Source organism: Burkholderia sp. KJ006 (assembly GCF_000262695.1).
Classification (GTDB): Bacteria; Pseudomonadota; Gammaproteobacteria; order Burkholderiales; family Burkholderiaceae; genus Burkholderia; species Burkholderia vietnamiensis.
Genome location: NC_017922.1, coordinates 760641 through 778468 on the forward strand (window position 1 = coordinate 760641; position 17828 = coordinate 778468).

General features: G+C 66.3%; 13 protein-coding genes and 1 pseudogene. 3 read left to right on the forward strand and 11 right to left on the reverse strand.

The window, feature by feature from the left end:
* Positions 1-7 precede the first annotated feature (7 nt).
* Together MYA_RS27400 and MYA_RS27405 are read right to left on the reverse strand one after the other, a co-directional pair.
* Positions 8-1804, reverse strand: coding sequence for an ATP-binding protein (locus tag MYA_RS27400; protein WP_014726070.1), 1797 nt, complete (start codon positions 1802-1804; stop codon positions 8-10).
* Positions 1805-2122: 318 nt separating this feature from the next.
* Positions 2123-2548, reverse strand: a complete 426-nt coding sequence (locus tag MYA_RS27405; protein WP_014726072.1) for a DUF3331 domain-containing protein — start codon at positions 2546-2548, stop codon at positions 2123-2125.
* Positions 2549-2955: 407 nt separating this feature from the next.
* Here MYA_RS27405 and MYA_RS27410 point away from each other — a divergent pair, with 407 nt between their 5' ends.
* Positions 2956-3936: an alpha/beta fold hydrolase gene (locus MYA_RS27410; RefSeq protein ID WP_011880429.1), complete on the forward strand. Its 981-nt coding sequence runs from the start codon at positions 2956-2958 to the stop codon at positions 3934-3936.
* A 92-nt stretch (positions 3937-4028) separates the two neighbouring features.
* Here MYA_RS27410 and MYA_RS27415 read toward each other — a convergent pair whose 3' ends face one another.
* Positions 4029-5606 (reverse strand): MFS transporter, encoded by a 1578-nt coding sequence (locus tag MYA_RS27415; RefSeq protein WP_014726073.1) that lies wholly within the window; start codon positions 5604-5606, stop codon positions 4029-4031.
* Positions 5607-5689: 83 nt separating this feature from the next.
* Between MYA_RS27415 and MYA_RS27420 the strand changes: the two genes are divergently transcribed.
* Positions 5690-6739 (forward strand): HlyD family secretion protein, encoded by a 1050-nt coding sequence (locus tag MYA_RS27420; protein ID WP_014726074.1) that lies wholly within the window; start codon positions 5690-5692, stop codon positions 6737-6739.
* Positions 6736-8169, forward strand: a complete 1434-nt coding sequence (locus MYA_RS27425; RefSeq protein ID WP_014726075.1) for an efflux transporter outer membrane subunit — start codon at positions 6736-6738, stop codon at positions 8167-8169. The genes MYA_RS27420 and MYA_RS27425 overlap by 4 nt, the downstream gene beginning before the upstream one ends.
* Positions 8170-8208: 39 nt before the next feature.
* Here MYA_RS27425 and MYA_RS27430 read toward each other — a convergent pair whose 3' ends face one another.
* From MYA_RS27430 to MYA_RS31585, 8 genes and pseudogenes are all read right to left on the reverse strand, one after another.
* A complete protein-coding gene (locus MYA_RS27430) occupies positions 8209-9474 on the reverse strand; it encodes an NAD(P)/FAD-dependent oxidoreductase (protein ID WP_014726076.1) in 1266 nt (421 codons plus the stop codon).
* A 253-nt stretch (positions 9475-9727) separates the two neighbouring features.
* A complete protein-coding gene (gene tssJ, locus MYA_RS27435; RefSeq protein ID WP_238539614.1) occupies positions 9728-10207 on the reverse strand; it encodes a type VI secretion system lipoprotein TssJ in 480 nt (159 codons plus the stop codon).
* Positions 10208-10260: 53 nt separating this feature from the next.
* Positions 10261-12081: a type VI secretion system baseplate subunit TssF gene (gene tssF / locus MYA_RS27440; RefSeq protein ID WP_014726078.1), complete on the reverse strand. Its 1821-nt coding sequence runs from the start codon at positions 12079-12081 to the stop codon at positions 10261-10263.
* An 86-nt stretch (positions 12082-12167) separates the two neighbouring features.
* Positions 12168-13433 (reverse strand): type VI secretion IcmF C-terminal domain-containing protein, encoded by a 1266-nt coding sequence (locus MYA_RS32350; RefSeq protein WP_443101908.1) that lies wholly within the window; start codon positions 13431-13433, stop codon positions 12168-12170.
* 36 nt (positions 13434-13469) lie between these two features.
* Positions 13470-15739 (reverse strand): annotated as a pseudogene (locus tag MYA_RS32355) (ImcF-related family protein); the annotation flags it as partial.
* Entirely contained in the window at positions 15720-17069 is a 1350-nt protein-coding gene (locus MYA_RS27450) for a hypothetical protein (RefSeq protein WP_014726079.1), read from the reverse strand. The pseudogene MYA_RS32355 and the gene MYA_RS27450, both read right to left, overlap by 20 nt.
* Positions 17070-17071: 2 nt before the next feature.
* Complete coding sequence (locus MYA_RS27455; RefSeq protein ID WP_083854929.1) at positions 17072-17332, reverse strand: PAAR domain-containing protein; 261 nt, start codon at positions 17330-17332, stop codon at positions 17072-17074.
* Complete coding sequence (locus MYA_RS31585) at positions 17329-17697, reverse strand: hypothetical protein (protein WP_148278614.1); 369 nt, start codon at positions 17695-17697, stop codon at positions 17329-17331. The genes MYA_RS27455 and MYA_RS31585 overlap by 4 nt, the downstream gene beginning before the upstream one ends.
* Positions 17698-17828 lie beyond the last annotated feature (131 nt).

The following is a 17828-nucleotide window of genomic DNA, read 5'->3' on the forward strand; positions in this document are numbered from 1 at the left end:
CGCGGCGTTACGGTTCGCGCGACTGCGCGTCGACGTCGAGCGCATCGTGGCCGAGGCGATGCACCTGCAACCATGCGTGATGTGCGGCCTGCGTCGAGCCGCCGGTATGGGCGAGCGCCGCCGCGTACGCGGCGAGCAAGCGCACGCGCGCATCGGCGCAGGCCGGCGTCACGTCGGCCTCCTGCATCGCGTCGAGCGCCACGCGCGCGCGCTCGCGGCATTCGTCGACGAGCGACAGGTCGAACAGGCACGGCACCGCCACCGCGGCGAGGTCGATGCCGAGCGCGCGGTCACCGCCCGTCGAGAATGCCCAGTCGAGCGCGGCGCGCAGGTTGCCGAGCTCGCGCCGCACGACTTCGAGCCGCACGCTGCCGCCCGCGCCGTTGCCGCGCCCGCCGGGCGCGTGCCTGAACAACTTCAGGAAGTAGCACAGATGCGAGCGCGCCGCGGCCGCATACTCGCCGTGCGCCTCGAGCTGCTGCCGTGCATAGGCGCGGGTGGTCGTGAGCAGCCGGTAGCGCGGCCCGCCTTGCGAGGTCTCGAGGATCAGCAGCGACTTCGACACGAGGCCGGCGATCGTATCGAGCAGATCGGTGCCGGCCGGCCCGTTCGCGCCGACGACCTCGCGCACGGCCTCGATCGTGAAGCTGTCGCGGAACACGCCGAGCCAGCGCAACAGCAGCTGCTCGTCGTCGCCGAGCAGCCGGTAGCTCCAGTCGTACATCGCCTGCAGCGTCTGGTGGCGCGGCAACGCCGTGCGAAAGCCGCCGGTCAACAGCCTGAAGTGATCGTCGAGATGCGCGGCCAGCACGTCGATGCCGAGCACGGCGGCGCGCGCGGCCGCCAGCTCGATCGCGAGCGGCAGCCCGTCGAGCCGGCGACACACCGATGCCATCAGCGCGAGGCTGCGTTCATCCAGCGGAAAGCGCGGATCGGCCGCACGCGCGCGCGCCGCGAACAACTGCACGGCGCTCGCGTTCATCGCATCGCGCGGGTCGGCGTCGGCAGCGGGCACGTCGAGCGGCGGCACCGGGCACACGCGCTCGCCATGGATGCGCAGCGCCTCGCGGCTGGTCGCGAGCACGCTCAGCCCGTCGTCGGCATCGGTCAGCGCGCTCGCGATCCGGGCGGCGTCGTCGAGCAGGTGTTCGCAATTGTCGAGCACGAGCAGCATCCGGCGCCGCGCGACACTGGCCAGCACGGCTTCGAGCGTCAGCGAGCCGGCCGGCTGCGCGATGCCGAACGCGCTGGCAAGCGCGTCGGGCACGAAGTTCGAGCAGGCCACCGTGGCCAGCGATACGAACACCGTCCCTTCCGGGAACCGCTCTTCCGCACGCGCGGCCGCCTCGATCGCGACGCGCGTCTTGCCGATCCCGCCGGCGCCCACCAGCGTGACGACGCGCGCGACTTGCAGCGCGGCCTGCACGTCGGCCAGCATCGTTTCGCGGCCGAACAGCGCACCGGGCACCATGGCCGGGCGCAGCGTCTCCGTGCGCACCGGCGGCTCGGCGCCGTCCCGCTCGACCACCAGCCGGTAGCCGCGGCCCGGCACCGTCACGATAAGGTTGCGGTCGGCGGCCAGCGCCTTGCGCAGCGACGCGATATGCACCTGCAGGTTGTTTTCTTCAACAACGGTATGCGGCCAGACGCGCTGCATGATTTCATCTTTCGATACCAGCGCACCGTCCGCCCGAATCAATAATTCGAGAATTTCGAATGCGCGGCTGCCGATACGCAGCAGCGTGCCGTTCGAACGAATTTCACGTCTGTCGAGAAAAACGTGAAGTGTTCCAATCCGGATCATGAGAATTTCGCGTTGGTGACGGTCAACCGCGCGCCGCGGGGGCAGCGCGCGTATCCGGCGTCAATGCTACGGTATTTGCATGATCGAATGATTCAAATTATCCGAATGGAACGATCGCATTTTTTGAAATGACCGGAAATTGGTAAATACCGGTATTGGATTCGCCGAATCGGCTGCCGCCCCACGCAGGTGCGTTTCACGCATGAAAGCGGGGCTGCGTCGATGAATTTATCGGCCAATAAGCGATGAAAAGGCTTTCGACCGAATGCCGATTTTTATTCGTCCAACGAATACCGGTCGATCGTCTGCCGCGTCGCGTCACGCGTGCGGCTGCCGCACGGCGAAGCGGTCGAGCGCCGCCGCGAGGATCATCTCGCGGCAGTTCGCCGGGCGCTTCGCGCCGCGCCATTGCGGCTTGTAGATCGCGTCGCCGGTCGCGATCGGCAGCCCGGTCAGCGCGCAGCGGCCGCGCGAGCGCGCCTTCGCGCTGATCCAGCGCTGCTCGTCGTAGCGGCAGTGGGTCGAGTCGCTCCACGACACCAGCACCGACGAATCGGTCTGCCGTTCGGCGGCGATGATCGCGCTGCGGCGCCGCGCGTCGCCGCTCGACGGGATCGGCGGGTCGTCCCGATGAAGGCGGCTGCGGCCGTCCGTCTGCGCGGTGCGCGGCATCGGCCGCAGCCCCGCGACGGGCGACGGCCCGAGCGATGTGATCATCAGCTCCCAACGAGTGAACGCGTCCATGGCGGCATATCCAGGCAAGTAACGGGCGGGCCCGCGATTCGGTGATCCGGGCGATCCGGGCTCGTTCGCGTCGCGCGGCGCGGGCTGCGGCCGACGCCAGCCGACGCGACGTGCGCCGGGCGGCCCGATGTCGACGATAGTCGCCGTCCGCTGAAGAGTCTCGGTGACGGACTGAATTGTTCTGCAGCGCGGCCTCCCGCTCGCACGCGGGCGCGTTCAAGAAAATTCAGCCGGATTTCAGTACGGCGCTCGCGGCGCCGGGATACGCTCCTGACGGCATTCGCTCGTCCGCGCCGCGTCGGCCGGCACGTGGCGGCGCAGACCGGCCGCACGACGGGATGGCGGGGGCCGGTCGCACCGATTCACCATCCCGTGCGGCACCGCCGCCGCATACCCCAGGAGTCCAGATGCATCCCGAACAAACCGATGCCGTACCGTCGGCGCGCCGCCGCGACATGCTGCTTGCGGGGGCCACGGCCGTTGCGGCAGCCGCGCTGCCCACGATGGCGGCCGCGGCCGGCAAGCCGGCCGGCAACGCCTCTTCAGCCCACCCAGGAGCTCATACGATGAACACGATCACCACGAAAGACGGCACGCAGATTTACTTCAAGGACTGGGGCGCGGGTCGCCCGGTCGTGTTCTCGCACGGCTGGCCCTTGTGCGCCGACGCGTGGGATGCGCAGATGCTGTTCCTCGTGCAGCACGGCTATCGCGTGATCGCGCACGACCGCCGTGGCCATGGCCGGTCGAGCCAGCCGTCGCACGGCAACGACATGAACACGTACGCGGACGATCTCGCCGCGCTGCTCGACGCGCTCGACGTGCGCGAAGCGACGCTCGTCGGCCACTCCACCGGCGGCGGCGAAGTCGCGCGCTACATCGGCCGCCACGGCACGAAGCGCGTGTCGAAGGCCGTGCTGATCGGCGCGGTGCCGCCGCAGATGGTGAAGTCGCCGACCAATCCGGGCGGCCTGCCGATGGACGTGTTCGACGGCATCCGCAAGAACGTCGCGGAGAATCGCTCGCAGTTCTACAAGGATCTCGCGGTGCCGTTCTTCGGCTACAACCGGCCGAACGCGAAGGTGTCGCAAGGCACGATCGACGCCTTCTGGTCGCAGGGCATGATGGGCGGCATTCACGGCCAGTACCTGTGCGTGAAGGAGTTCTCCGAAGTCGATTACACGGACGACCTGAAGAAGTTCGACGTGCCGACGCTCGTGCTGCACGGCGACGACGACCAGATCGTGCCGATCGACGATTCGGCCCGGCTGTCGTCGAAGATCGTCAAGCACGCGGTGCTGAAGGTGATCGAAGGCGGCGCCCACGGGATGTGCGTCGTCAACGCCGATCGCATCAACGCGGAGCTGCTCGCGTTCCTGCAGGCGTAAGCGTGATGTGCGTCGTCGCGGCGGCGAACCCGCCGCGACGACGCACGCCGCCACAGATTTTTTCAGGAATTTTCAGATGCGCGGCCGCGCGCTCACGGCGCACGCGCCGGGCGCAGCACCAGGCCGATCGCGGCGCCGACGAGCGCGAACGCCATCGCGACGCGGAAGTTGTCGGCGAGTGCAAGCGTGGTGGCCTGCACGCGCACCGCGCGATCGACGAGCGCGTAGGTGGCCTGGTTGCCGGTCGCGAACGTCGCGCCGTGCGCCACCAGCGACGCCGCCCCGGCCCGCAGCCGCTCGAGCGTCTCCGGATCGGACAGCGATACGTGCAGACCGACGAGATTCGAATGGGTTGCCTCCCTGATACGCTGGATCACCGCAATGGCCGTCGTGCCGAGCTGACCGCTCAGCAGACGCGTCGTCTGCACGACCGCGCCGAACGTCAGCGCATGCTCGGCCGTCACGTGCCGGCCGAAGAACACGATGACCGACGTGAGCGCCATCGTCTGCCCGAGCGCCTGCAGCAATTGCGACGGAACGAAGTCGGGCTCGGCCCACACCGGCGTGAGCTGCGCGCCGAGCGCGAACGCGATCGCCACCGTCACGAACCCCGCGACGATCAGCCGGCGCGGATCGACGCGTTGCAGCAGCAGCGCGACGCACGGCGCGAACAGCAGTTGCGGTATCGCGATCCAGTGCAGCGTATCGCCGATCTGCAGCGGACGCAGCCCGTAGGTGCTGGCCAGGAACAGCGACGGGATGAAGCTCGTGTTCAGCACGGTGAAGCGCACGAGGCCGACCAGCACGATCAGCAATGCGATGTTGGGGCGCACGAGATAGCTCAGATCGATGCCCGCACGCGGCGACACCAGCTCGTGAATCAGGAATGCGGCGATCATCAGCGTGCCGATCGCGAGCAGCGCGACGATCAGCGGCGACTGCAGCCAGAACAGCCGCTCGCCCTGGTCGAGCGCGATGCACAGGCACGTGAAGCCGCCCGCGCCGAGCAGCATGCCGCGCGCGTCGATGCCGGATGCGAAGCGGCGGACCGGCTCGTCGGCGAGCGACACCATCAGGCACGCGATGAACGGCACGGTCAGCGCCGCGTTCTGCCAGAACAGCCAGCGCCAGCTCAGGTGTTCGCTGTACCAGCCTTCGAGCGTGGCCGACAGGTTCAGCGACATCTCGAGATTCATCGCGTACGCGGCGATGCCGAACGGAATCAGCCGCGGCGGCAGCGTGCGCACGACGAAGCCGATCGTCAGCGGGACGAACACGCCCGACGCGAGCCCGGCGATCGCCTGGCACACGATGAATGCGCCGAACTGCGTGCACAACGGCAGCGCGGTCTCCGCGCACAGAAACACCCCGGCGCCTGCGAGCAGCACGCGGCGTGTGCCGAACAGGAACGCGGCCGCGATCGCGAGCGGCCCGACGAACATCTGCGATGCGGTGAATGCGGTGTTGATCCACGCGCCTTCGTCGAAGCCCGCGCCGAGCGCGCCGCGCACGTCGGCGAGGCCGAGCGACGTGATGCGCGACGTCAGCGTCGCGATGATCGCGCCGAGCAGCACGGCCGCGATCGCCGCGATCGAACGAAACGTCGGGATGTCGGAAGCGGGGCCGACAGCCGGCGCCGCGGCACTACCGGGGGCGAACGTGGTGTTCATCGTCGAGCGGCTCCCGCCTGTCAAGCTGGCGCAAGCATAACGCGATGCGCCGAAACCTGCCCGTACGATGGAGTTTGCCGAACATGACGCCGCCCCCGTCCCCCACCCCGCCCGTTGCATCGGCTGCGACTGCGCCCGCGCCGTCGCGTGCGCGCGCGCCGGCGATCGTCGCGATCGCGGTGCTCGCGCTGCTGCTCGTCGGGTCGTTGCTGTACGCGTTCGATACGCGCGACCTGGGCACCGACGATGCGTACGTGACCGGCCACCTGCATGTGATCTCGCCGCGCGTGGCCGGCACGGTCGAGCGTGTGCTCGTCGACGACAACCAGTTCGTCCACGCGGGCGAGGCACTCGTGCAGATCGATCGGCGCGACTTCGACGTGCGCGTCGCCGCGCAGCGCGCGCGCGTCGCGCAGACCCGCGCCGATGCGAGCCGCGCCGTCGCGCTGATCGCGCAGGCCGACGCGGCGCTCGTTGCCGCGCGCGCCGATGCCGAGAAGGCCGAGCTCGATTACGCGCGGGCCAGCGAGCTGGCCCACGAGACGCCGCGCGGTTTGTCGAAGCAGGAGTTCGACGCGGCCGATGCCGCGCGCAAGTCCGCGCGGGCGCGCGTCGCGGCGGCCGACGCGCAACGGCGCAGCGCCCTCGCCGCGTCGCAGGCCGCCGATGCCGCGGCTGCCCAGAACGACGCCGAACTGCGCGACGCGCAGCTTCAGCTCGGCTATACGACCGTCGTCGCGCCGTCGGACGGCTACGTCGGCAAGAAGACCGTCGAGACCGGCGAGCACGTCGCGCCCGGCCAGGCGCTGCTCACTCTGGTCGAGCCGCATCCGTGGATCGTCGCCAATTTCCGCGAGACGCAGCTGCACAACGTGCGCACCGGCGACGCCGTGCAGTTGCGCTTCGATGCGCTACCGCAGCGCACCTTCAGCGGCCGCATCGACAGCCTGTCGCCGGCGACCGGCGCGCAGTTCGCGCTGCTGCCGCCCGACAACGCGACCGGCAATTTCACGAAGGTCACGCAACGCGTGCCGGTGAAAATCCTGCTCGACGGCCCGGCGGCGACGGAGCCGCGCATCCGGCCCGGGCTGTCGGTCGTCGTCACGCTGCAGCGCAGCCCTGACGCACGATGAAGCGCGCATCCGCCCTGCTCGCCGCGAGCCTGTTGAGCGCGTGCTCGATCGCACCGCAGCCGCTCGCGCCGGTGGCGCTCGGGCACGACCGGTTTCAGCATGCCGACGCGTCGGCCGAGCATGCGCCGTCGATGCAAGCATGGCCCGCATGGTTCGGCGACCCGCAGTTGCACTCGCTCGTCGACGCCGCGCTCGCGCGCAACTTCGACGTGCGCGCGGCCGCCGCGCGCGTCGCGCAGGCGCAAGCGCTGCTCGGCATGCGCGACGCCGCGCTGTGGCCGAGCGTGCGCGCCGATCCGTCGTTCAGCCGCGCGCGCGTATCAGGCACCGTCGACAACGCGTTGCCGAAGCGCACGATGCACAACTGGTCGGTGCCCGTCGCCGCGAGTTACGAAGTCGATCTGTGGGGCCGGCTGCGCGGCGACACGGATGTCGGTGCGCAGAACGTGCTGCAGGCCGCGGCCGATCGCGATGCGGTTCGGCTGCGGGTGGCGACCGAGGTTGCCGTCGACTACCTGACGCTGCGCTACGTCGACGACGATCTCGCGACGCTCGACAGCGCGATCGGACTGCGCCGCACCGCGCTGGACGTGATCGCCGCCCGCGTGCGGGCCGGCGCGGCGAGCGACCTCGACGCACTGCGCGCGTCGGCCGATCTCGATACCGCGCGCGCCGATCTCGCGGACAGCCGGCGCTTGCGCGAGAATCTCGTCGATGCCATTGCGGTGCTGACGGGTATGGCCCCGAGCGCGTTCGAGCTCGAGGCGAGCGCCGTGCCCGTTCGCGTGCCGGACGTGCCGCCCGGCCTGCCGTCGACGCTGCTCGCGCGCCGTCCGGACGTGTTCGCGGCCGCGCGGCGTGTCGATGCCGCGTCGCTCGAGGTCAGCATCGCGCGCACCGCGTGGCTGCCGACGCTGACGCTGACCGCCGACGGCGGCTTCGCGACCCGCGACCTGCGCACCTTCATCGATCGCAACAGCTCGCTGTGGAGCCTCGGCGCGAACGTCGCGCTGACGCTGTTCGACGGCGGGAAACGCGATGCCGCGGTGGCGGCCGCGCGAGCCGGCGTCGAGGTTGCCGACGCGAACTACCGGGCGACTGCGATCGGCGCGCTGCGCGACGTACAGGACGCGCTCAATGACATCGCCGCGCAACGGGAGCGGATCGCGCGCTACGGCGACGCCGTGCGCGCGACGGATGCCGCCGCGCGGCTGTCGCTGAGCCGCTATGCGCATGGTTACGTCGGCTATCTGGAAGTCATCGATGCGGACCGTGACGCGTTGAATGCCCGGCGCCAGTTGATTCACAGCCGGCAGGCGCTCGCGATCGCGACGGTGAGCCTCGTGCGTGCGCTGGGTGGCGGCTGGACGGCGCCCGTGGGAGCGGGCCGGCAAGCGCTGCGCGATGCGGTGCAAACCGATGCGCGGTGAAGCCGCGCTCGTCGTGCGGTGCGCACATGCACGCGCGCATCATGCGAGCCGGTGCGCGTCCTCGCCGAGAAACCGGTGCACGAAGGTCACGGCCATCGCGCCTTCGCCGACTGCCGACGCGACGCGCTTGACCGACCCGGACCGTACGTCGCCCGCCGCGAACGAGCCCGGCACGCTGGTCTCGAGATAGTAGGGACGGCGTTCGAGCGGCCACCCCCGTTCGAACGCCGGACAGTCGTACAGATCGGTGCCGGTGACGAGATAGCCGCCGGGATTGCGGATGATGGCGGTGTCCTTCGCCCATTCGGTATTCGGCGCGCCGCCGATGCAGACGAACAGGCGCGTGGCCGGCACGCGTTCGGATGGGCCGTCGTCCGTGCGTATTCCGATCGCATCGAGCCAGCCGTCGCCGTACAGTGCGTCGACCGCCGACCGGTAGCGCACCGTGATGTTCGGCGTGCGCTCGATCCGGTCGATCAGATAGCGCGACAACGTGTCGGCGAGCGATGCGCCGCGCACGAGCATCGTGACCTCGCGCGCATGGCGCGAGAAATTCATCGCGGCCTGGCCGGCCGAATTGCCGCCGCCGACGATGAACACGTGTTCACCGGAGCACATCGGCGCCTCGCTCGATCCGGCGCCGTAAAACAGCCCGGCGTTGAGAAACGCGGGCTCCTCCGGCAGCCCGAGGCTGCGGTATTCGATGCCGGTCGCGCAGATGTTCGAGCGGGCGACGAGCACCGAGCCATCGGCGAGATCGACGTGAATCTTGCCGTCGACGAAGCGCGCGTGCACGCCTTCGCGCATCGTCAGCAGTTCGACGCCGAACTTCGTCGCCTGTTCTCGCGCGCGCTCCGCGAGTTCCGCGCCGGGAATGCCGTCCGGGAAGCCCATGTAGTTCTCGATCAGCGAGCTGGTGCCGGCCTGACCGCCCACCGCGGCGCGCTCGATCAGCACCGCGCGCAGCCCTTCCGATGCCGCATAGACGGCCGCCGACAAACCGGCCGGCCCCGCGCCGTAGATCGACACGTCGTATTCGACGAAGCGCGGCTGCGCGACCCAGCCGAGCCGCGCGGCGATTTCCGCGAGCGTCGGCTGGTACAGGCGCGAGCCGTCCGGAAAGATCACGACCGGCAGCCGGACGTCGCGCAACGGTGCGATGCCGAGCTCGCGCGTGCAGTCGGCGTCGGAGGTGAGCTCGCACCAGTCGTACGCGACCATGCGACGCTGCAGGAAATCGCGGATCGCATACGCGTCGCGGCTGCGCGGCATGCCGATGATTCGTATGTGGTGCGGCTGATTCATGCGCGGCTCCCGATGTTGGCGATGGGGACGCGGCCGGCTGGTGGGATGATCGCCGCCGCAGTCGCGAATGTACGCCGGGGTGGCGCGGCGCGCGGCGGGGTTCATAACAATTAAGGTGGGGGTGGGTGGACTGGCGGGATTCAGTGTCGAGGTGGCTGGACGTTTTCCCTCATTTCGTCATGCTTCGTCATTGGCTACCGCTCGCCTCGCATGGTCGATGTATCGAGAATCGCCGCGCTCATCCGCTGCATCGTCAATGGTTCGCGCCCAATTCAATCTGGTTGCCCGTCACGATGAGTTTCACCGGGTCCGTTTTCTTCCACTGGGACTTGGGGATCACCAATTGCCACGTGGCGCCGTCCTGATCGCGGAAAAATCCCACGACACCCACCGCCTGGACTTCGTCCGCCATCGGCGCCGACAGCTCGACCGTTGCGCCCGGCCCAAGTACGGCCTCCATGCTGCCGGCGAGATCGGCCTTCAGCAGTTCACGATCATCGTCAAGCAGTCGGCTGTAGGATGCCTTTTCAAAGGCCTTCGTATCCTTCAACTGATAAACGCGCACTACGACGGGCAATGATTGGCCCCGCTCGTTCGGATTCAGCGCAGCGCGGCTCTCGATCACGAGGTTCATCTGCTTGACCTTGCGGGTGAATACCGCGCGCGTTGCGTCGACGGTCGTTTCCTTTGCCGACTGCCACATGCCGCAGCCGGAGAGCAGTGCAGCGGCCATTACCCATGCGCCCACAAGCTGGCTCAGTCGTCGCGTCCGTTTCGTCTGCTGTGTCACAACCAACCTCCCGCCTTGACTGCGCTTGGATAACGGCGAACCGGTCCACCCACACCTTCATGCAGCACGAGTCGCACCGCGTAATGGAAACAGGCGTAACGACCGACGAAGCGGCTCATCACGTCGCCGAACAGCGCGACATCGCCCGGACCGGCGAAGCTCGATGGCTCGATGCCAACATTCACGTTCATGATTCTGTCGACGCGTGCACCCACGATTTCAGTGTCTTCGTCCAGCCACACATCGCGAATCGCCTCGATACGCCGCCGGTTATCGTCCTGTGGCGACCAGTCGTACAGCGACAGCGCACCGCGCAGCACACTCGCATCCATCATGTTGAGTTCAGTCGAACCCATCGCATTGAAGTGTGAAACGACTTTCCAGTCGTATTCGCTGCCACGCGGCGGATAAAGCGGCATCGTCGGCGCCGTGAGATTGCGCACCCGCTCGACACCAGCAAACGCCGATACCGGCTCGGTAATCATCGATTCGCGTAGCGCCATACGCGGCAAACGGCCATTATTTGCCAGCACCCGAACCGTTACGTGCCCGTCCGGCAGGCTGTCGGGTTCATCCCATAGATGGCCGCCGAGCGTGATCCACATCTCTCGCTGGCCGGTAACGCCGTGACGAATCGACGAGTGGTAATAGCGCTCGGGCGACTCGTAGCGCATCATCCCGCCGCGGTGCCGAAACTCCTTGAACGACTGGTATTCGAATTGCATCGCATTGCGAGGATCGGCTGCCACGACCGACAAGGCGTCGTAGGGCTCGACATGATCGCCAGCGGAAACAGGTGGACGTACCGGATAATCGCGGTCATGGGCATTGGGGCGAATCGCCTGCGCATCCACTTCGAACAGGTTGATCACCGGCGTGCAGAACAGACGGATATTGTCCGCGTCGAACGTCACGTCGCCGGCCATGCGGCCGTCGATCACGATCTCGAACTCCATGCGCGTCTCACCGGACGGCACGCTTGCCGTGTTGAATCCGCAGAGGTCGACGAAGTGGAATTTTTCCGGGAACGAGAAATACTCGAGCAGTGTCTGTTCACGATCGAGCTCGGCGTCGCGGGCGCCGTGGCCGACCGGCCACAATCGCGTATCGGGACCGAATCCGGCCGCCTCGAAACGCACATCCGGTTGTGGTTGCAACTGACCGTCGAGCACGCGTGGCATACGCACACCGACCGATTCGACCTGCCGTGTGAACACTGCATACAGCGCCGATGCGGTCGGCCGATCACCATGGAGATACAGGCGAATGCGCGACAGATCGTCGAGCAGACGCTGCTCGCGATGCAGCAGATTGAATGCAAGCCGGATCACCGTGCGGCCGTCCTCTCGCATCCGCACGCCGGCTTCGCGGATCTCGAGCGGCAGCAAGCGTACCGGTTGAGTGGTGCGATAGACACACACCGTCGCGTCGGACCCAATCGGCGTGGAGCGCACCCGCAGCCCCGCCGGTAAGGTATCCAGAATCCGGGCCTCGCCCGTGCGTGGCTCGCACTGAAGGATTGCCAGCGACGGAATGGTACGGCCCGCATGCGGCCACAAATGGTCGATCAGCGGATCAGTCACTTCCGGCAGCGCATCATCGAGCTTCATTCGCAGCCGACTCGCTAGAAATGCGAAGCCCGCGTATGCAGCTTCCACTCGCTCGTCCCGTGCACCGGGCGAAGTCATCCCCAGTTGGCGCGCGGCCTGTGGCTGCGCTTCGGCGAATTCTCTGCCCGCTTCGCGCAGGTAGCGCATTTCCGAATCGAAATACTTCAGAAACGGATCGTCTTGCTGCGTTATCCGCTCGGCATCCATGCGCACTCTCGCTCCATAGTCCACAGTGACGTCCTGCGAAGCGCCGGACTCCCGTGGTAAGGCCGGCGGTCTGTTCCTGCGTTCGTTCATGGCTGGAGCTCCGGCGGGAGGGGCGGCAGCAGCACCGGCATGGCACCCGCTTTCCCGACGATAAAAATCCGCTCGGGCATTCGGAAACCTCGCAGCTTCAGCAATTCGAGCGGCCCGGCGCCGATCTGCGTACGCATCACATAGGACAACGGTTCTCCGGCGGCCGCGTTCCACGTCAACTGATAGCGGGTGCTGTCGAGTTGCTTGATGTCCGCTTTGCCAAGAAGGCGCAGCAACGCCCAATCACCGGTCGAATCGAACGCCTGGCGAAGGCCGGCATTGAGCGTCTGCCATGTCAGTCCCGCATGCCCATTCAAGCCGGTACCGGGCCACGAGAGCGGCTTCCAGCTTTCCTTCTGGTTGAAGTACACGATCTGTTTGCCGTCGACCGACAGTTCCAAGCGCGTCACGTTCAGAGTGGGCAGTGCCATCATCTCGAAACGCTCCCCCGCATCGCCTTGCACGTAAAGCTGCGCACCCACCGTCGACAATTGCCGAATACCGGCCAGGAACTTCGGATCGAACTGTAGTGCCTGCGGCGCCAGCTCGTTCGGTGCCCAGTGATCGCCTTCGAGCTTCAGCACCCCCGCAAGCTGCGTGGTCACGAAGCGTGCGATCAGCCCCGTGTCGGGTCGCACATAGCGTCCTAGTTCGGCAAATGATGCGTCGGCATTCGTGTCAAAGAATGGATACCTGCCACTCATCGCCGCGTTGAACGGTGCCGCGACACTCGCCCGCCACGCCTCGTTGAGGCTCGCCGCCGCCGGCTGCAGGATCGTTTGCCAGGCTGCCTCGAGCGGTTGTGCGAACGCCGCATCGCCAAAGCCGGACCACGCCGTGCCGAGGGCTGCGGCTGTCAGCGCCGCGTCGTCACGCGCCTGTGACAACTCCGAGAGCTTGCCCTGGAACACCGCCTGCGCGAGCGAACGTGCCATCGCTTGCGAGTCGGAACTGCTTGCAATCTGCTGCAGCTTCAGACGCATCGTCGTGACCGCCGTCAGGTACCGCGACAAACTCACGCCGTTCAGCGCGATGTTTGCCGCCGCATTGCCCTTGCCTCCGCCGTCGCCGCCTGTAGCCGGTGCGGTATCGGCGTCGCCCATCAGCGCGAGCAGCGGGCCGAACGGTTTGTCGAGCGGGTTGACGCTCAGCGCCGTTGCCTGGTCGTCACTGCCGATCAGACTCTGCGCCTTGCGCACCAGCGTGTCGGTCAGGGCTTGCAATGGCCGCCCTGTCTGCGCCTGGTATTGAACCGCCTTCATCAGTGCGATGAGCGGCGAGGTTTGTGCATCGGCGAGACGTGTCAGTTGCTCGATCGCGTCGCTCAGGTTCGCCGCCGGCTGCCAGCGCACGCTATTGAGCAATCCCTGCCAGGCAGCCGTGTACTCGGCGAAATACCGGGCCGTCAGGCGCTGCTTCAGTTCCTCAGCCGCATGCTTTTCGTCGATCATGGCTGTGGTCCGGATCGCACCCTGCGACAGCGTGTTACCGATGGTCTGCGCCGGTTGTGCACCGGTCAGCACCCAGTCGCCGCTCACGCGCCGCTCGCTCGCCGCCTTTTCGATCGCTGCGCCGATCATGCCGTCCCATGCCGCACGCGTGTATATACCCGGCACTGTCTGCGCGGCCGTAAACAGGCCATGAGCATCCGCACCGGCAAGCAGCGTTGGGAGAGATGAATCTGCGTACTTGCCTTTCGCCTCTTCGATGATGCCCTGATAGACCGTATCGTCGGCCGACGCGAGTCCCATTTGGGTGAGCAACATATTGCGAGTCGATGTCACGAGACCATCGTTCAGTGCGATGCGCCATTCAGGATGCGCCTTGAGGTGATCGGCATAAAACCCCGCCAGCCGCTGCCCCGTATCGTCACGCTCACCCAAGGGCATCTCGACCGGACGCGGCCACAGGGACACCAGCATGCGTTTGAGGAACGCCGGTTCGGCACGGGACGGACGCCCAGCATCAAGTACGTCTTCAGCGCGTTGTAGGTACCGCTACGCGTGTCCTGCGATTCGAGACTATCGGCGCGCGCCTGGCCGGCAGCCTTGAACAGATCGTCAATCGTCTGCATGACGGGCGTCTGCAAGTTGCGGGTCGCAGCAGTCCGATATGGCAGCCACAAACCCGCCAGCACCTCGTCGTTGCGCGAGAGGCCGCCGCGCAAGTACCACGGCGCGCCATGCTGCTGGCGGTACTCGAGCTTTTCGATCAACTGCTGCAACGCGAGTTGTGCGCGCCAGGCCACTGCGGTCTGCGGCCGGGTATTGATCGCAGCATTTGCCGTCGCTTGCGCTTCGCGTGCGAGCTGCTGGTTGCCGACGAACGATACGGTCATCCACACGCACCACGCGACTGCAGCGACAATCACCGACCATGCCAGCACGTTGGGCCAGTAGAAGCCGACCCGCCGGCCGGTCCCGCGCCGGAGCGCGATGGTTTGCCATGCTGGTAGCAACGCGGCCGGTTGATTCTGGAGCAGGCCCGGTCGTTGCGTACCCGCCGACACGAACGCTTCCGCCCCGGCCAGCGCAGTCGATGCCAGTGGGACGGGCGCCGGCGCAGCGACGGTACTCTCGAAGACAGGCGCGAACATTACACCGGTCAGTTGGGACCGATGCCAGTGCGAGGCGAATAGTGCATTCCAGCCCGAGATGATGCTTTCGCACTGTTCGTCAATGTAATGGGAGATCTGGGCCAGATATGTGACCCGTGCGGGTGTGGCGCAGAGCTGCACGCCAGCGTCTGCCGTGTGCCGGCCGATCGTGGCGAGCTGCTCGCGCAAAGCCGAAGCGGGTTGTGTACCGCGGAGCGACGGACCTGGGAACGCGCCGATTGTCTCGAAAGACTCGGGGAGGCCACCCTTGGCCGGCACCGTGTGCAGGAGTGTGACGGGCGCAGCCCAGCCGAGATCCGTCGCGAGCCCAGCCAATGCGCGCGGCAGCTCGGTCTCGCGTGTGTTTGCATCAGTGACATGGACGACGCTGTCGACGGGACGTCGGCGGCGTAGCTGCCGGATCTGGCGGCGCCATTCTCCGGCATCAATGCCGTCCGGTGCTGCATGCACAAGGATCGCGTCGGCAACGGGCATTACACCCGCGCGCTTCAGGCCGGGCGCGACATCGTCGATCAGGGCGTCCGTACCGTTCAGAAGCAGCCAACGTGTTCGGTAACGCCACGACCAGCCGCGCGTGGCGCGCAGTTCGTCACAGAGGGTCTGCAGGCGAGCGTCGCGTTTGAGCCTTTTCGTCTGCTTTACTGCGGCTCCCCGATCGCGAATTTCCGCACGAAATGCCCTTCCAACAAGGCGGTACGCTCCACCGAACAGCAGCCCCACGTGCAACAGAAGCACCGCCACGAGCACCAGGAAAATCCAGACTGATGCGCCGAGCTTCGCCTCGCGCGTGAGCACGCCGAACAGGTCACCCTTGAACCACACCAGCGCGCTCGCGATTCCGGCCAGGATCAGTGTCAGAAATATGGGCCCCCAGGCGAGCAGCCTGCTGGTGTCGGTCGACTCCGCCTCGGCCGTCCCGAGAATCTGCATGTTATTGCGAGCGTTCGTCATCAGGTTCTTCGTAATTCATTCGGTTGTTGACATGCAGGATCGCGGCCTGTGCGATCGACGTTGGCGATGGTGAATGGAGAATCAGCTGGGTTCCGGCGGTCGCCTCGAGCGCCGCGGCAACCGACAACCACCCGCCAGCCGCGCCAGCGTGCCCGATGATAGAGTCGGGCCGGCGCTGGGCTTCCGGTTTCGCGATGGCCGCGAGGCCGGAGGTACGCAGCGCCGCCAGCAGTTTTGTATCGCTCGCCCCTTCCAGGCCGCTGATCCACGCCGTCGCGACGGTGTCGGAATCGGTTTTGCCCCACAGCACGCCGTTCGCCAACACCGCATCCAGAGCATCAAGCTCGTCGTCGACCGGACGGTGCAGTTGGCCGAGCACGCTTATTGGCCCGGGCAACTGGAACACGCCCGGGCCGAGCAGCACGGCGACCGCGCCCTCAGTACTGCCCGGCGGTGCCGCGTCATGCCATTCCGCTGCGATGATCAGCAACGGTCGCTGATCGCGAGCATCCAGCCAGGCATCGGCCACCATCAGACCGTCTGTGGCCGGCACGGCGAAGCACTCGAGGTCCGGCAGGCCAACCCATTGCAGTGCCAACCCGACCTGCTCCACATCCACACGGGCCGTTTCGGAGGCCGTCAGTACGCGCACCGCAGGCGCGTACTTCACGCCGTACTGCGAGAGCGCGAGCAGGCTTTCCACGAGAGGTGTCAGCGCCTGTGCAATCAAGCGCACGGCGGGCGATACGGTTGCGCGGGGATCCTGCGCTTCGACCGGCGCGAAAGCCTCGACATGCCCGGCGTCGAGGTCCTCCGGCAGCTCGGTATCAAATAGAGCGGGCGCATCCGCGTCTTCGCGGAGCGCGGGGTCCTCATCGGCAAAACGGTTGTGCACGACACGACCGGTGCCGCTACGAGGCACGCGTGCCTCCAGTAGTGACGTCTTCCCGGCGAGTACCTCGCGTAGCGGCTTGCCGCCCAATGGCAGACAGTAGCCGGCGCCGAGCACCTGCAGCGGCCGCTGCGCCGTAAGGATGCGGTCGCGGAGCCAGGCTGCGCGATGCCTGTTGCGGAACAGCGCGTGGAGGTAATTCGCCTCGTAGATCGTCCGCGCGATGGCCAGCGCTGCGAAAAACACGGCGTTCGGGATGCCGAACAGGCATAGCCAGAACCGCGTGCCGCGCGCTGGCGTGCCCGTTGGCCACAGCAACAGCACCGCGGCCGCGCCGAGCCCGCAGCATAATAGCCAGCCGAGCAGCCACGGCCAGAAGCGCGGCCCGTGTGCCGGATACGCTGATGGAAGACCGGCTGGCGAGAGATCGACGGGCATGCTCAGCCGATGTGTACGTTCTGCAACGACGAGATCAGCCGACAGCCGCACGCACAACGATGCAGATGCATCGCCACTGGCCTGCCGTCCTGGTCAGGAAACGATTCGTCGCCCTCATCGATGACGGTTTCGCCGTGCCGGTCACAGAGCGCAGCATCGCCTTTGCGGGCCAGCGGTCGGCCCATGAATTCCATGGTCGACGAACCGCCCGTTACCCGGCCGCCGTGCTCCAGTTCATCATCCTTACGAATTGGTGATCTCATTTGCCGTCCGACGATTTATTACCGCCTTGCCCAGAAAATCCATTGCTACATTTAAACTTTTTTGATCGCGAAGAGGGATCGCAAAAAATTCCGGCGCGCCTATCGCAAAATAGTTCAAACCACATATCATTCAGTGGGCCGTCATGTGATTGCCTAATTTTTTCAGTGAATTTTATACTGAAGGAATTTTTATTGGATTCACCCGATGGATTGGAAAACCAACAGAATGGCTGGCCATTCACAAATTCAAAATCAGAATCCCCAATTTTTTCATAGATTGCGCAACCAGCAGATCGACCTATTCCCTCGCGAGCTGCAACGATCATTCCGTGCCCCGCTATTCCGTCCCACGTAATAATCTCCATCACCTTCCTATTTGCATCGGAATTTGATAATTTCCTTAGTGATCGCTCCGTTTCATGGCGAAGAGTGTTATTTATTTCCCCCTCCTTTTACATTTATATTGATGGAATCCGTGGATTTCGCGACTCCGACA

What these genes read in the sequence shown, in the direction of transcription:
- MYA_RS27455 (WP_083854929.1), bottom strand. Translation starts at nt 17,332, where the DNA reads ATGAGATCACCAATTCGTAAGGATGATGAACTGGAGCACGGCGGCCGG.
- MYA_RS27410 (WP_011880429.1), top strand. Translation starts at nt 2,956, where the DNA reads ATGCATCCCGAACAAACCGATGCCGTACCGTCGGCGCGCCGCCGCGAC.
- MYA_RS31585 (WP_148278614.1), bottom strand. Translation starts at nt 17,697, where the DNA reads ATGGAGATTATTACGTGGGACGGAATAGCGGGGCACGGAATGATCGTT.
- MYA_RS32350 (WP_443101908.1), bottom strand. Translation starts at nt 13,433, where the DNA reads ATGAAGGCGGTTCAATACCAGGCGCAGACAGGGCGGCCATTGCAAGCC.
- MYA_RS27420 (WP_014726074.1), top strand. Translation starts at nt 5,690, where the DNA reads ATGACGCCGCCCCCGTCCCCCACCCCGCCCGTTGCATCGGCTGCGACT.
- tssF (WP_014726078.1), bottom strand. Translation starts at nt 12,081, where the DNA reads ATGGATGCCGAGCGGATAACGCAGCAAGACGATCCGTTTCTGAAGTAT.
- MYA_RS27430 (WP_014726076.1), bottom strand. Translation starts at nt 9,474, where the DNA reads ATGAATCAGCCGCACCACATACGAATCATCGGCATGCCGCGCAGCCGC.
- MYA_RS27405 (WP_014726072.1), bottom strand. Translation starts at nt 2,548, where the DNA reads ATGGACGCGTTCACTCGTTGGGAGCTGATGATCACATCGCTCGGGCCG.
- MYA_RS27425 (WP_014726075.1), top strand. Translation starts at nt 6,736, where the DNA reads ATGAAGCGCGCATCCGCCCTGCTCGCCGCGAGCCTGTTGAGCGCGTGC.
- MYA_RS27415 (WP_014726073.1), bottom strand. Translation starts at nt 5,606, where the DNA reads ATGAACACCACGTTCGCCCCCGGTAGTGCCGCGGCGCCGGCTGTCGGC.
- MYA_RS27400 (WP_014726070.1), bottom strand. Translation starts at nt 1,804, where the DNA reads ATGATCCGGATTGGAACACTTCACGTTTTTCTCGACAGACGTGAAATT.
- tssJ (WP_238539614.1), bottom strand. Translation starts at nt 10,207, where the DNA reads ATGGCCGCTGCACTGCTCTCCGGCTGCGGCATGTGGCAGTCGGCAAAG.
- MYA_RS27450 (WP_014726079.1), bottom strand. Translation starts at nt 17,069, where the DNA reads ATGCCCGTCGATCTCTCGCCAGCCGGTCTTCCATCAGCGTATCCGGCA.